This is a genomic window from Butyrivibrio sp. AE2005 (assembly GCF_000686965.1).
Taxonomy (GTDB): domain Bacteria; phylum Bacillota; class Clostridia; order Lachnospirales; family Lachnospiraceae; genus Butyrivibrio; species Butyrivibrio hungatei_A.
Genome location: NZ_JMMD01000018.1, coordinates 1 through 13,531 on the forward strand (window position 1 = coordinate 1; position 13,531 = coordinate 13,531).

A 13,531-nucleotide genomic window follows, 5' to 3' on the forward strand; every position below is an offset into this window, starting at 1 on the left:
AAAAGGATTTATTATTAGTCCGTTTACGCTGAATCACTATGGCTATTGTTGGGGGAATCCGATTAATCTTGTTGATAATGATGGAAATTTGCCTAAGTGGATAACTGATGCTGCAAGCAATATTGAAAATGGAGTAGAAAAAATTAGTTCTACTGCTAAAAGTGTTGCACATACTACTGAAAAATGGTGGGATGAAAATAAGGGAACTGTTGCAAAAGTTGCTGTTACAACTGCAGTTGTTACTGGATTGGTGGCGGGAACTGTTCTTGCACCTGGAGCAGTTGGATTTGTGTGTGCAACTGCGCTTGCATCTGGAACTATATCCATGGGAGTAGATGTTGTTGCTCAAGTTATTGAACATAAAGGTTTCTCTGATTTTAATTTGAATCAAACACTTATTGCAGGGGCAAGTGGTGCCTTATCAGGAGCATTAAGTTGTGTAACAGCTAATCCGGGAATGCTTTTTGCTGGAAATGCAATAATTAATAGTACTTCATATGCTGTTACACAGGCAGTTAATGGTGAAGAAATAAGTGCATCAGGGGTGCTGATTAATGGTATTATTGGTGGAATAGTAGGAACTAGAGCTGGATCAAGTAATGAAGCAATGAAATTTGCTGGAAATCAATGGGGATGGAATAAGATTGGTGTTGGTGCTAAAGGCGCATGGGCAAAAGAATGCGTTAGATGGATAGGTGATGAGGTTGGTAAAGGCTTTGCACGAGCAGTAGGGTTTGAAGGTGCAAGATATACAGCATCTGATTTATTAACGGACGAAAAATTATATGATATACCAAGGCGAATAATTCAAAATTTTAACAGTTGTGGAGAATAACCATGAAGATAGTATTTGCGGTAATTATCTGGCTTTATTATATGTGCTGGGTTATGAATAATAAAAAAATTAATAATGTTTCATTTTATAAAGTTGTTGTATCACCTAAACTGAAGCTCCTACTTAATCCCTTTAAAGAAAATGAGGAATTTGATTTATCTGCAGTGATAATTGAATTATATGCTCATATTAGTGTCATGGTGTTGTTGGTCTTATATTTGACTGGAGAAATTGAAAAATTCAATCATAATATATGGTTGCTTGTAACATTTGCTTTATTGTGTATTGTTGAAGCTATAAGTTTTATGCGCCACATAGGGCAAACGGACAACAAAGCTGCTAAGTTTGGTTATGGGATAATACTGATTGTCTTGGTGATTGCAACGCTAGTTTCGATGCTTTTTGCGGCTATGTTGATGCTAGATCAGTTTAAAGTAATGTGAAATAAGTATGTATGACTTTATATAAAAGCGACATAATGGAAAAATAAAAATTAAAGGCCGCAAAAATGGCAATCTTAATAGAATAATGGCTGCAACGTTTGCTTCCGCAGCGGCATGCTCACCAAGATTATTCAGAGCGCTTGCAGGAAAAAACGTTTTTGAAGCTATAATAAATGTCGTTACGTTTCTTTTAGTAGTAGCAGCTATGGGGCTTTTTCTTAACTTGATTATTAAGAGCTCGATAGTGGTTAAAGAGGACAGGTTTGTGATACATGCCGGATTATATTTCAAGACAATTAAGTATAGCGACATTAATCAGTGCTTCTTTATGGATGGTAAATTTGTTTTTGTGACCAGAGACAGAGAAGTTCCTATACAAATTGCTATATTTGAGGATATGAGTGCTTTGTATGATGAACTAAAGAGAAATGGTATTGTGATAGAAGGATGATCAGATAAGATAAAAATCCCCTGATAACTTACGGCATATAACGAAGTTATCGGGGGATTCCGCTATTAGCATTTGTAAGACCGGAAGAAAGAATAGAGTTTTTTGAAATCTTTCGAAGGATTACTATAACCTTCTTGAGAGAACGGTAAATGGTGAGACAGAGAGATTTGTTTATGACAACAATGTAATTTCTATGTCAAAGTCAGGAAATAACTTCTATTATATCCAGGATGAACTTGGATCACCGATGTACATGACAGGTACTGACGGAGCAGTTGTATCATCATATGCATTCGATGACTTTGGAAGAAATATAGATCCGTTTACAGGCAATATAAGAAACAATAACTCGAAGCATGCATACACAAAACAGGGCAATATAATTCAGCCATTTGCTTTTACAGGCTATCAGGAAGATGAAGTATCGGGGCTTAAGTTTGCACAGGCAAGATTCTACAGCACTGATAATGGTAGATTTGTTGGTGAAGATCAATTTCCAGGATTGCTAACTTCTGCCAGCACATTGAACAAATTTCTATATTGTGAAAATAGTCCCATAGATTTTGTTGATAATAACGGAAAATGGCTTAAATTAAAAGATTTTGATATAAATGATGGATTAGGAGTGGCAGCTGTAACTGTAGGTGCAGTAGCAGCTACTGTAGGGGCTATAGGCGTAGGAATAGCTTTGACAGCTACTGCACCAATTTCGCTTCCGGTATTAGCTTGTTGTGGTGCTGCGGTTGGGGCAGGAATAGCGTGTGATGCATCTATTATTTCTGATTGGAAGAAGGGAGAACATGCAAATCTAATAAAAGCTGCAGGTAATACTCTTGCTGGAGCGATGATAGGTGGAGCAGTCGCTTCAGGAGTAGGGGCGGTTGTTTCTGGTGGAGTAACAACGTTAGGAACTGTAAGCACTGCTATAATGGAACATAAAGATATTTTAACTGCAACGGTTGGAGGAACGATAAGTGCAGTTAAAGGTAATTCATTTAGCTCTGGATTCTTTTCAACATATATTAACTGTAAAGTTACAAGTAAAATTGGTGGTGCTAAGGGTAACTTTTTGGGAGGTGCGACTGGTAGTACTGTTGCTGATGCAATAACAAGTATAGAGAATGGCGAGAGCATCTCTGTTAAAAAAGTACTAGGTAAGGCGACTTTATCAGGTATAGCTCAAGCTTTAATATCAGGTCCAGGAGATTGGATATCAGATGTTTTTAATAGTGCTAATCCTAGCGCAAGTGAGCAACTCTTATGGTATGCGATTCATGATACTAAAAATATTGGGATTTTGTCGGAAGCAGCTGGGTGGATTATTGATAATATAATAGATGACAAGAATAACTGTGAAGGTTGATTGTGAGGTTGAGAAATGACTGTATTTTGGACTCTTGTAGTAAATATAGGTATTATAATAGTTGCACCGTGCATTATACTTACTATTTTTTTACAGAATTGTGCAACTAAGGCGAGTTCTGTAAAAGATAAAAAAGAAGCAAATATATTAGCAAAAGTGCTAGGAGTACTTATGCTATATGGTATTTTCTTTTGGGATCCCGATATGTATATTGGAACGTGGCGGCAAATATTAGATATTTCAAATGATGCAAGTATGAGAGATGCGTTTGGGATAGTAGCATTAGCATTTATAGTAATGTGGCTTTGTTTTTATTACATAATCGTAAATAAGAGAAACATGAAAGCTTTTTACAGATACAGGATTGTTAGATGGTTAGCAATTGCTATGCATATAATAGACAGTATATTGGTGATTGTTTTTCTTTGGGTGAGTAATGCGAACACAGACATTGATTATGATTGTTGGCGATGGTTATTATTATCAAATTATATATTGATGGTATCTATTGTTGTGCTTGATGCGTTTAGAGTGGGATATGAAAAGGAGGGGCAGTTCTTTGAATATAACAATATAATTAGACAGATAAAAATATTTACATATAATGGGAAAAAAATAGACATCATAGAGAATGGGGATGAATTTATAGTAACAAATGGTGATGAGGAAGTAAGAATGACTAAACTATTACCATATCAGGAGAACGGAGTAAAAGGATTTAAGGATATAATAAAGGAGTAAAAAATATTGGAGTCAAAAGTAAAAAAACTAATTATTAGTATGATGGTAGAAGCAATAATTTCATTATTCATAGGAGTAATGTTTCTATATTTTGGAGAGATTTTGATAGGAGCTTTGTTTTGTGTTTTTGTTACTTTTGAGGCTATTCTTGTAATAATCAGAATTAAAAAGCTAAAAGAGAGTAGCCAAACTATAGGTGATAGCAATTGATTTGCTTGAACAGAAATTGGAACTTTGAGGTATGTAGCGTATTACTTATTTGTCGCATTCAAAGTATGTGGTTGTATAGCTTGAATAAGTAAAATATGCAGATTATTGATGCGCTTGGAAATAAGACCAGCATTACCTATAGGGTAGATGGAAAGCTTCATACCGTAAAAGGACCAAGAGACGATACATACAAATATTTTTATAACAAAAACGGCACGATAAAAGAGATTGCTGCTCCCGGAGGGAATGCCAGCATTTTTGCATACAGTGACGGAAACATAAAAGCAGTTTATGACGATAGAGGAATAGGGTCAAACTTTACTTACGATGACAGAGGAAACGTTGCTACAATAACAGATCCTGACGGAGTAAAGACGAGCTATAAGTATGACGAACTTAAACGTGTTGTAGAAACAGTTTCTGCTGACGATGCAAAAAATTTGTATAGCGTTAAATAAATATTTTCCAATAACGGAAGTTTAGTTGTTGACTTTGAACGAGCATTATTTGGAGTTAATGGATGCTCTGATATTATTCAAAATTATATTGTACAGATATTTAGTATAGTCAGACTGGAGATAAAAAGCCCGAGAGTATAGAGACTCTTGGGCTACTTCAATATTAGGGTGGGAAAATGGATTCATTTAAATTTTGACATCCAATAATGTTTTTGATTTCATTAATACTTTTGTATTGAGGAGAGCGTTTATGGTAATTTTTTGGAGCATTATAATAAATTTTTGTGTTGTTCTATGGGGGCCCTGTATAGCATTGGTTACTTTTGTGCAGAACTGTACAAAAAAAGTTTGCTCTGCAAAAGAAAGTCGAAATGCAAATATATTATCGAAAGCGTTAGGGGGACTGGTGCTATTTGGATTATTTGTTTATACACCTGATACTTTTAAAGAGTCATGGCAAGAGCTTTTAGATATTCCAACTATTATAATTAATGAACATTGTTTTGGGATAATTGTTTCTGCACTTTTGATTGTATTGCTGACTTTTTATATTATGATTTTTGGGGATAGTTTAGGAGTTGAAATATTTTATAAATATGAAAAATTGAGAATTGTAGCTATTGGTATTCATTTGTTGAATAACGTTATTATGATTGTTTATCTGTTTCTTATTGATAAAAAAGTTAATATTGCTTATTGGAAGTATCTACTGGTATTTGATTTAATAATGTTTGCAACTATTATTTTGGTTAGTGCAATAAAAGTAGCATATACAGAGGATGGAAGGATTTTTGAATATAATACTGTTATATCACAGCGGAAAATTTCTACAGTTGGCGATGATAAGTTTGATTTGACTTTAGATAATGATGAATATGAGATTACAAATGGCGAAGAAATAATACGAATGAAAAAGCTTACACCATATCAAAAAGAAGGTATAAAAAAATTCGTAGAATTGATAAGAGAAAAACAAAATGATAAATAAGGGTTTTTTTATTTGAATAATGTATTATAGACTAATGCTCTATTTAAAAAAAGGGACTTCGTTCAGATGGTTGATCATCTAAAACGAAGTCCCTTCTAATATTATAGTGCTTTCAAAAACTCTTTTATATCTTTCGCGATTCTTTTTTCTTCAAATTTATATACATAGTGTGCACAGTTGAGTTTAACAAGCTTTCCGTTGGAGGAAGAATCTACGAGGGCCTGATGGCCTTCAAGCCAGCCGGGAGAGAGTTCGGTAGTCTGTGCCGAGATGTACTGGATTGTCGGAGCTGTAGGGAGAGGATTGCTACTGATTTCATGTAGGGCTTCTATGCAATTTAAGCCTTCGTCCAGCTTGCAGTTATTTACGTCGTTTCTGTATCCAATGGCAGTTTCCATTTTAGCAAGCTCATCGGCTTCATCTGAATGTCCGCTCAGAACTCGCATAATTCCTGAATCAATAAGGCATCTCATAATTGGAAATTGCTTTTTGGCGGCGTCAAACTCTTCCTTATATTGATCGTCCAAACCGGGGATTGATATATCCATTCCAACGATTCCCTCTACTTCCGCGGGATATTTCTGAGCCCAGAGAGTTGCTTCAACTCCTGCGATTGAATGAGGACATAATACGAAGGGGCCTTCTATGCCGGCTTTGGAAAGGCATTCTCTGTCATTTTCGACGATCTTATCGAAGGTTCTTTCTTCTTTTACAACGTCGCTTAAGCCGTAGCCGAATCGTTCAATGATAACCACTTTTGCATCGGTGCTTAAGTCTTTGCAAAGAGGAAGAAAATTGACGTATGGACTTGTGTCGCCCCAGCCTGACATAAGTACGATTGTGTGGTCGCCTTCGCCTTCCGTGTAGATGTGCATTTTGTGGCCGTCCACTTCGACATACTGTCCGGGAGGATTCTGCCATATCGCTTCTTCTTTTTTGAGCTCTATGCGGTGGTATATAAATGCACCTGTTATAAAAAGCAGGGCAATTATTAAAATAACTGAAAAGATTCTTCCGAGTATCTTTAAAAATTTTTTCATAGTATACCTCACTTATCTAAAAGGGGGGGTCCTTGTTTCAAATACACTATATCTTGTCTTAAATATACTGATTCATTGTGGTGAATGTTTAACTGTTCTTATTTTCCTGTTTGAAATAATTGGTGTCGGATTTATAGCATGCAAGCCATCTCGTTTCGCCGACATATTCGTATTCGTTTGCAATGTCTTCGGAGACGTAATCGGTTAACTTATTGAAGTTTGGAATAGCGATCACATTTTTATCCCCGTAATAATTAAAATTCTTTTCATCACGGTAGTAGTTGATCTCTAGTGTGATGCTCTCGTTTTCGCTGTCGTAGCAGGCATATTTTTTGCTGTCGTCAACGGCCTTGCACATGAGCGCAGTGTCCTTGTCATCGGCAATAAAGACGGTTTCTACGTCGAGCGTATCAAAATAGTCGGTCATATCAACGATATAATCTTTGTCCATGAGGTTGTCGTTTGCTACTTTGAAGTTGCCGACAAGCATATATGCACAAGCGAGCATTATAAGAGCCATTACAGGCATGGATTGCTTGTTTTGGTGAGTTGCGAGGTATCTGTTGAGCATGATTCCCATTCCGGTCAAAAGAATCGGTATTCCCACAAAAAGGTATCTGTAAGGAATGAAGTCATTGCCGGCGCGCATATCACCAACGATCAAAATGAGCATGTTAAACAAAATTACCGAGAAGAACGGTAAATAATAGTTATAGTTTGCGGCGCCGCGGATCCATTTATAGATGACGAGCGCTGTGACAATAAAGATCAATAAAACAAAAAGTGTTTTTAGCAAGATGAAAAACCACATCTTGGAAAATACAGGAACAGTTTCGTGTCCCATAATACCAAAGGCCTGGAAAACTCCTGCAAAAACGTACTTCAGGTTATCCCAAAACTCTGATATCTTTACCGGGGATGTGTCGGGAGAATGACCTGTGTAGATCAGGTTATAGGTAAACACACCTATTGAGGCAAAGATGCCTGTCATTGCCCAGACCGGAACCACACTTTCCTTGAAGGGATATCTCTTTTTCCACAAAGAGAACAGAGATGCAAAAAAGATTGGTGTGACTCCGCAGACAATTGTGTAAATTCCTGTAGAAGCGCATGTCACAAAAAGCAGTGACAGATATGTAAATAAGAATATGATTCTTTTTCTCTTGCTGAAACAATCGGCGAACTCACCATCATCAAATGCTATAAGGCATAGCACAAGCATGATCGGAACAAGAGCCTTAATGCTGTAATTGGCGTGCGCAAAGAACAGCATCTTGAAGTAATCAAGCCAGTCATAGTTATAAGGTGTTATGATGACGGCAAGCGAAAGAAATCTAACGCCAATCCGCACATGGAGCGCCATTAAAATGTTCCATATTGCGTAAATATATATGAAAACGATCAAAAGATCGGATAAGCCTACAGACAAAAACTCATTGCCTGTAATCGCAAAAAACGGAACTGCAAATATGAGAGTGGAGTCAAACTCCATGCTGGTGGTTGCTACCCAGTTCGGAAGTATGAGACTTCCTTTATTTACAATCTCTCTAAGATGATATACAACGGTTGCAAAATCGGGATCCAGCGAAAGGCGAAGATCTGAAAGGTTAAAGTAGAAGATACTTGAGAGATTAACCGTAAAAAGTATCATCGCTGCTATTTCCCATAAACACATGCTCTTAATTCTCTGATATATTGTCTTAAAATAATTCTTCAAGTAATTCATTGCTGTCTCTTTTCTTATGTCGGGTAAAACTAAGTATTGCTTTGGGTAAGGTAATTTATAGCCCAATTAAGTTCGTAATCCTCGCCGGTGTGGAATATTTCAAGTGCGGCGTTTTTATCAAAAGGAATGTGAACCTCTACAGGGTTACGGCTGATGCGGTCTGCCTTTACATCAATATTGGGCTCGTCATTTTCGTTCAAGATAAGGCTGACCGGATAACTGACCTTGATTTTGTCATTTGCCAGAGTTATTGCTCCGCCTACAGCCTGGTTTGAACCATTGGGATTGGTGATTCCTGCAAGGGTTACATTTGGAAGCTTTGAAAGATAAAGCGATGTTCCGTCTCCTGCGCTTACACATGCATAATTTGTGAGAGCAACTGCTTTAATGTCAGCAAATTCGCCTGTTCCATGTACAGCATGATCGGGAGAAACATCGATGTATTTTCCGTTCTTGCGAATACCGAGTCCCTGACCGAAGTAGTAATCATTTGTGAGGAGACTTGCAAGTGCACAGCCTATTTCGTCTAAGCCACCCGTATTTCCTCTGAGATCTATAACAAGGTATTCCATGCCCTGAGCCTTGAGTTCGGTAAGTCCTTTACGGAATATTTCTTTGGATTCCTTGTGATTGCCGGTGAGCATACCGAATATGTCACCGGGTTCGATCGATTGAACAGAGAGCATTTCACTGTTTAAACGCAGGTATCCTACATTGTCGGTAAGCATTTTTGTGCTAAAGTTTTCGTTAAACCACGGTAAGGCTTCTTCAATTGATTTAGCATTCGGCCTGTGTGAGTATGTTGTAAGTGTTTTTATACAGGTTGTGTTTTCTCCGATATTTTGCAGAGAAACAGTCTGCTCGGTGCCTTCTTTATTAATGAAAGATACGTCGACTGTTTCATTCCCGTAAGCTGATAAATAAATATATGAAAGGAATTCAGCATTTTCTTTTACCGGGACGCCCATGTCAGGGATACTTTCGGCAGCAGCTTTGATCGGCTTACCGTCCCACTTTGTAATAACGGTTCCGTCTTCAATCCCAAGTTGGTTGACTTCGGGAAGGGTGTTTACTGCAATAACTTCATCGTTATCAAGATGAACCATACAAAGGCCATATTCGTTATTTTTAAATATGGAATTGTTGGTTTCTTCATTCGAATCAAGTTCTACACCTACGTGCCCATCATGAAGCTCGTTACAGAACATCTTCACCGCGTCGTAGTATTTGGTCAGATTCTTTTCGTTTTCAGCTTCTTCAACCATAGGCATATATTTTTTTTCAAGTGCTGAAAAATCTACATCTTTCCATTCTTTTAATATGTATGTTTTATCCATTGCCTGAGCCATCAGGTGAAATGATTCTGTATAACTCCTTTCTGAAAAGTTATATGTATTTGACGGAAGCATGAATAATAATGCTATAAAGCAGGCAATTGAAAGAAGGAAGGTAATGACGGTAACTACTTTGTAACCGATTTTTCTTTTTCCCAATAAAGTAGCTATCAGTGTCATAAGAGCCAATGCGTAGATTGGGAGGAAAGAAATAATGCTTTCTTTGCCGGCAATAACATAAATAATAATGTGGATCAAAGCGAGAAATATTGGGACAAAGCTTGCTTTTTTCCACAACTTGAGTTTGTTTTCATCGCCCTTTATTCGGGTATGGAGTATTCCGAGGGTCAATGCGATCAGTGCAAAAACTGCGAACCAGATAAGGTGAGTTTTGTCCATGGTGTATATGACCTGGTAAAGGGAGCCGAGTAATGTCTTCATTGTTACAATCCTTTCCTATATGTCATTTTCCGGTTAGTAGTTCTATTGCTGATGAAATAAATACTATCAGCAATATCAAAAGAATGCATAGCCGCTATGTTGCCTTAAATGCTTTGTTTTTTATGCCATATCTCTTTTGTTGCGATATTTCGATAAAAGAGTATCGACATATGCTATGCCTGTCATGGTACGACTGTAGTACTACGATGGGCATAGTAACATATGAAAACTGTGTTGTCAACATTTCGCTGAAAAAACTTTTTTACGTATCGGAACTGTTCTGATACCGTTAGTTTCAGGTAAGTTGTTAATAAAGTGTAAATATGCCAATTCTCCATTGACCTACGCAAACGTTTACTAATATAATGAGAACGTTAAGTGTGTGATTTAATGCGATAAAAAAATGGGAGCGAGGTATTATAATGAGAAAAGTTTCGAAGATTGTTACATCACTGGGGGCTGTCGGTATGTCAGCTGCCTTATTCTTTACTCCTATTGCCGGCGTAAGTGCGAGTGCACGTGCGGTAGGGCCTGAATTGGCTACAGGTATCGACGTATCCAAGTTTCAGGGTGGAATCAATTGGCAACAGGTTAAGGCAGCAGGTATCAGATTCGCCATGATACGTGTGGGAACAATGAAAAAGGGACTGGATGAACAGTTCGTAAATAATATAAATGGAGCAAATGCGGCAGGTATCAGAACAGGTATTTATATCTATTCTTATGCAACAACTCCGGAGGCAGCAGCTGTGGAGGCAAATCAGGTTCTTGCGTGGATTGCACCTTATGCGGTAACATTTCCGGTTGCGATTGATATAGAAGATAACGTTCAGAAAGGTCTTAATGCTGCACAGCTTCAGGCTATTGCAGATACATTCTGCAATATTCTCAGTGGCGCAGGATATGAGACATTGGTATATGCAAACAGAAACTGGTTCATGCAGAGGATGCCTTCAGTATCTGCACCTAAGTGGGTTGCACAGTACGACGTTGCCTGTGATTATCCGGGCGATTACGTAATGTGGCAGTCAAGCAGCCATGCAACATATCCCGGAATTCCAGGAAGAGTTGATGTCGATCACCTTTACTCGGATTATTTCACAAGAATTATTCCTGAAGGTTTTAACAGCTGGGGCGGACATACATTCTATTATCACAACTTCCGTAAGCAGTTCGGATGGATTAATCTTGAAAACAAGAAATACCATGCCGATCCTAACGGATATATCCAGACAGGCTGGTTCCAGGACGAGAGCGGAATCTATTATCTCGATCCTACAGCAGGCGGACTTGCCAAGACAGGATTTGCCGATATCGAAGGCAAGCGCTATTACTTTGATGAAGCAGGCGTAAAGAGAACAGGACTTCTCAACCTCGGAGGAACTGTTTACTACGCAAATGCAGACGGTGTATGCCAGAAAGGTCTTGTACCTCTTGAAGACGGCGTTCACTACTTTGATGATGAGTATAAGATGCACACAGGTCTTACGCAGGTTGGAGATAAGCTCTACATGTTCAATCCTCAGGGTGTAATGCAGACCGGTATGGTTGCACTTGAGACAGGCAAGTATATGTTTGGTTCAGACGGCGCAGCTATCAAGGGATGGTATTCAAACGAGCAGGGACAGAAGTTCTTCTTTAACCAGGATCATGTTGCGGTTACAGGTAATCAGACTATTGAAAAGGCTAACTACCTCTTCAATCCTGAAGGCGTAATGCAGACAGGTTGGTCAGGAGAGATTGCTACAGGAAGATATTACTTCGGACCTGACGGAAAAATGGTTACAGGATGGAGCGATATCGAAGGACAGAGATATTACTTCGGTGCAGACGGTAAGATGGTTGTAGGAATGGCTTCACTTCCTGACGGAGTATACTATCTTGAGCCTAAGGACGGACACAGAACTGTAGGATGGGTTCAGCAGCCTGACGGATGGCGTTACTTTGACGGCAACACAGGTAAGATGCTTGTAAAGACAACTGCAGTACTTGAGAATGTGTCATGCACATTTGATAAGAACGGTCTCCTTGCAGATCCTGCAGGTTGGACACCCGGAACACCACTTCCGGCTCCGGCACCTGACGCAGGTGCGGCTGCATCAACAGGAGCCTCAACACCCGCTGCTTCAGCACAGACAGCTCCCGCGGCACCGGCTAATTAATATAATAATGAGGGGTTGGACGCTCAGTGCAAAAGCGCGGAGCGTCCAAAAATGTTTATAAACGGAGGGAAATTTAAAAATGAACATCGAAGAAGCAAAAGAGAAATTACAGAAGTACGGACAGGAGCATGTACTTAAGTATTATTCCGAACTTAGCGATTCTGAGAAGCAGGAGCTTCTTGCGCAGGTTGAGGACACGGATTTTGCGGTACTTGCTAATTGTAAGAATCTTGGACATGCTGACGCAAGAGGAGAGTTTGCACCTTTGGCGGCTCTTCAGGTATCAGAGATCGAGAAGAGGAAAGACGAGTTTACTAAGCTTGGCGTTGAGACGATCAAGGCAGGCAAAGTTGCCGCAGTTCTTCTTGCAGGTGGAATGGGAACAAGACTTGGATCCGACAATCCGAAAGGAATGTATGATATCGGTATAACCAAGCCTGTTTATATCTTCCAGAGAATAATCGAGAACCTTCTTGATACAGTTAAGCAGGCAGATGGCACATACATCCGTCTTTTCATTATGACTAGTGAAAAGAATAATGATGCTACTGTTAATTTCCTTAAGGAGAAAAACTTCTTCGGTTATCCTGAAGATAAGATCATATTCTTTAAGCAGGAGATGGCACCGGCATCCGATTATGACGGAAAGGTATACATGGAGAGCAAGTCAAGAATCTCAACTTCTCCCAATGGTAACGCCGGCTGGTATTCATCACTTCTTAAAGCAGGTCTTCGTGATGTCATTGTAAAAGAGGGCATCGAATGGATAGACATTTTTGCAGTAGACAACGTTCTTCAGAGAATTGCAGATCCTTGCTTTGTAGGAGCTACAGTTGCAGCTAAGGTTTCTTGCGGAGCCAAGGTTGTAAGGAAGAACGCTCCCGATGAAAAGGTAGGCGTTATGTGTCTCGAAGATGGCAAGCCTTCAATCGTAGAGTACTACGAGCTTTCACAGGAGATGATGGATGCCAAGGACGAGAATGGCGATCCTGCTTACAACTACGGAGTTATTCTCAATTATATGTTCAATGAGAAAGCTCTCTATGAAATCGCTCAGAAGGAACTTCCGCTTCACGTTGTTGAGAAGAAGATTCCTTACATAGACGAAAATGCTAATCTTGTTAAGCCCGAGACTCCTAACGGATGCAAGTTTGAGCAGCTCGTTCTTGATATGATCCACATGCTTGATACATGCCTTCCTTATGAGGTAGTAAGAGAGCACGAGTTTGCACCTATCAAGAACAAGACAGGTGTTGATTCTGTAGAGTCTGCAAGAGAACTTTGCAAGAAGAACGGAATCGAGCTTTGATCATACGCAGAAATTTTAATGACAGAAAGA

General features: G+C 38.9%; 13 protein-coding genes. 10 read left to right on the forward strand and 3 right to left on the reverse strand.

All coding sequences use genetic code 11. From position 1 onward, the window contains the following. The 8 genes from DL92_RS21275 to DL92_RS0112065 form a co-directional block, all read left to right on the forward strand. Positions 1–835: RHS repeat-associated core domain-containing protein (locus tag DL92_RS21275; RefSeq protein WP_034469076.1), on the forward strand; the 835-nt coding region annotated here is incomplete at its 5' end. 2 nt (positions 836–837) lie between these two features. Next, on the forward strand, positions 838–1,278 hold the full coding sequence (locus DL92_RS0112035; RefSeq protein ID WP_026667852.1) for a hypothetical protein: 441 nt from the start codon (positions 838–840) through the stop codon (positions 1,276–1,278). Positions 1,279–1,363: 85 nt separating this feature from the next. Next, on the forward strand, positions 1,364–1,729 hold the full coding sequence (locus tag DL92_RS0112040) for a hypothetical protein (protein ID WP_026656140.1): 366 nt from the start codon (positions 1,364–1,366) through the stop codon (positions 1,727–1,729). Positions 1,730–1,922: 193 nt separating this feature from the next. Beyond that, positions 1,923–3,092 carry an RHS repeat domain-containing protein gene (locus tag DL92_RS0112045; protein ID WP_026667853.1) on the forward strand — a complete coding sequence of 390 codons (1,170 nt, stop codon included), beginning with the start codon at positions 1,923–1,925 and terminating at the stop codon, positions 3,090–3,092. A gap of 15 nt (positions 3,093–3,107) precedes the next feature. Further along, the gene (locus DL92_RS0112050; RefSeq protein ID WP_026656138.1) at positions 3,108–3,833 is read left to right on the forward strand and encodes a hypothetical protein; all 726 of its coding nucleotides are present in this window, start codon (positions 3,108–3,110) and stop codon (positions 3,831–3,833) included. A 6-nt stretch (positions 3,834–3,839) separates the two neighbouring features. Further along, a complete protein-coding gene (locus DL92_RS0112055; protein ID WP_026667854.1) occupies positions 3,840–4,043 on the forward strand; it encodes a hypothetical protein in 204 nt (67 codons plus the stop codon). 95 nt (positions 4,044–4,138) lie between these two features. Then, complete coding sequence (locus DL92_RS0112060) at positions 4,139–4,501, forward strand: RHS repeat domain-containing protein (protein ID WP_026667855.1); 363 nt, start codon at positions 4,139–4,141, stop codon at positions 4,499–4,501. 250 nt (positions 4,502–4,751) lie between these two features. Beyond that, positions 4,752–5,489 carry a hypothetical protein gene (locus tag DL92_RS0112065; protein ID WP_026667856.1) on the forward strand — a complete coding sequence of 246 codons (738 nt, stop codon included), beginning with the start codon at positions 4,752–4,754 and terminating at the stop codon, positions 5,487–5,489. Positions 5,490–5,590: 101 nt separating this feature from the next. Here DL92_RS0112065 and DL92_RS0112070 read toward each other — a convergent pair whose 3' ends face one another. From DL92_RS0112070 to DL92_RS0112080, 3 genes are all read right to left on the reverse strand, one after another. Further along, positions 5,591–6,529, reverse strand: a complete 939-nt coding sequence (locus DL92_RS0112070; protein ID WP_026667857.1) for an alpha/beta fold hydrolase — start codon at positions 6,527–6,529, stop codon at positions 5,591–5,593. An 88-nt stretch (positions 6,530–6,617) separates the two neighbouring features. Continuing rightward, the gene (locus tag DL92_RS0112075) at positions 6,618–8,255 is read right to left on the reverse strand and encodes a hypothetical protein (RefSeq protein ID WP_026667858.1); all 1,638 of its coding nucleotides are present in this window, start codon (positions 8,253–8,255) and stop codon (positions 6,618–6,620) included. 29 nt (positions 8,256–8,284) lie between these two features. After that, positions 8,285–10,030: a S41 family peptidase gene (locus DL92_RS0112080; protein ID WP_026667859.1), complete on the reverse strand. Its 1,746-nt coding sequence runs from the start codon at positions 10,028–10,030 to the stop codon at positions 8,285–8,287. Positions 10,031–10,452: 422 nt separating this feature from the next. Here DL92_RS0112080 and DL92_RS0112085 point away from each other — a divergent pair, with 422 nt between their 5' ends. Continuing rightward, positions 10,453–12,192 carry a GH25 family lysozyme gene (locus tag DL92_RS0112085; RefSeq protein WP_026667860.1) on the forward strand — a complete coding sequence of 580 codons (1,740 nt, stop codon included), beginning with the start codon at positions 10,453–10,455 and terminating at the stop codon, positions 12,190–12,192. 79 nt (positions 12,193–12,271) lie between these two features. Further along, positions 12,272–13,501 (forward strand): UTP--glucose-1-phosphate uridylyltransferase, encoded by a 1,230-nt coding sequence (locus tag DL92_RS0112090; RefSeq protein ID WP_026667861.1) that lies wholly within the window; start codon positions 12,272–12,274, stop codon positions 13,499–13,501. Positions 13,502–13,531: the final 30 nt, after the last annotated feature.

Bases quoted from the DNA above. Each gene is read 5' to 3' on its own strand.
- DL92_RS0112035 (WP_026667852.1), top strand. From the start codon at position 838: ATGAAGATAGTATTTGCGGTAATTATCTGGCTTTATTATATGTGCTGG.
- DL92_RS0112040 (WP_026656140.1), top strand. From the start codon at position 1,364: ATGGCTGCAACGTTTGCTTCCGCAGCGGCATGCTCACCAAGATTATTC.
- DL92_RS0112045 (WP_026667853.1), top strand. From the start codon at position 1,923: ATGTCAAAGTCAGGAAATAACTTCTATTATATCCAGGATGAACTTGGA.
- DL92_RS0112050 (WP_026656138.1), top strand. From the start codon at position 3,108: ATGACTGTATTTTGGACTCTTGTAGTAAATATAGGTATTATAATAGTT.
- DL92_RS0112060 (WP_026667855.1), top strand. From the start codon at position 4,139: ATGCAGATTATTGATGCGCTTGGAAATAAGACCAGCATTACCTATAGG.
- DL92_RS0112065 (WP_026667856.1), top strand. From the start codon at position 4,752: ATGGTAATTTTTTGGAGCATTATAATAAATTTTTGTGTTGTTCTATGG.
- DL92_RS0112070 (WP_026667857.1), bottom strand. From the start codon at position 6,529: ATGAAAAAATTTTTAAAGATACTCGGAAGAATCTTTTCAGTTATTTTA.
- DL92_RS0112075 (WP_026667858.1), bottom strand. From the start codon at position 8,255: ATGAATTACTTGAAGAATTATTTTAAGACAATATATCAGAGAATTAAG.
- DL92_RS0112080 (WP_026667859.1), bottom strand. From the start codon at position 10,030: ATGAAGACATTACTCGGCTCCCTTTACCAGGTCATATACACCATGGAC.
- DL92_RS0112085 (WP_026667860.1), top strand. From the start codon at position 10,453: ATGAGAAAAGTTTCGAAGATTGTTACATCACTGGGGGCTGTCGGTATG.
- DL92_RS0112090 (WP_026667861.1), top strand. From the start codon at position 12,272: ATGAACATCGAAGAAGCAAAAGAGAAATTACAGAAGTACGGACAGGAG.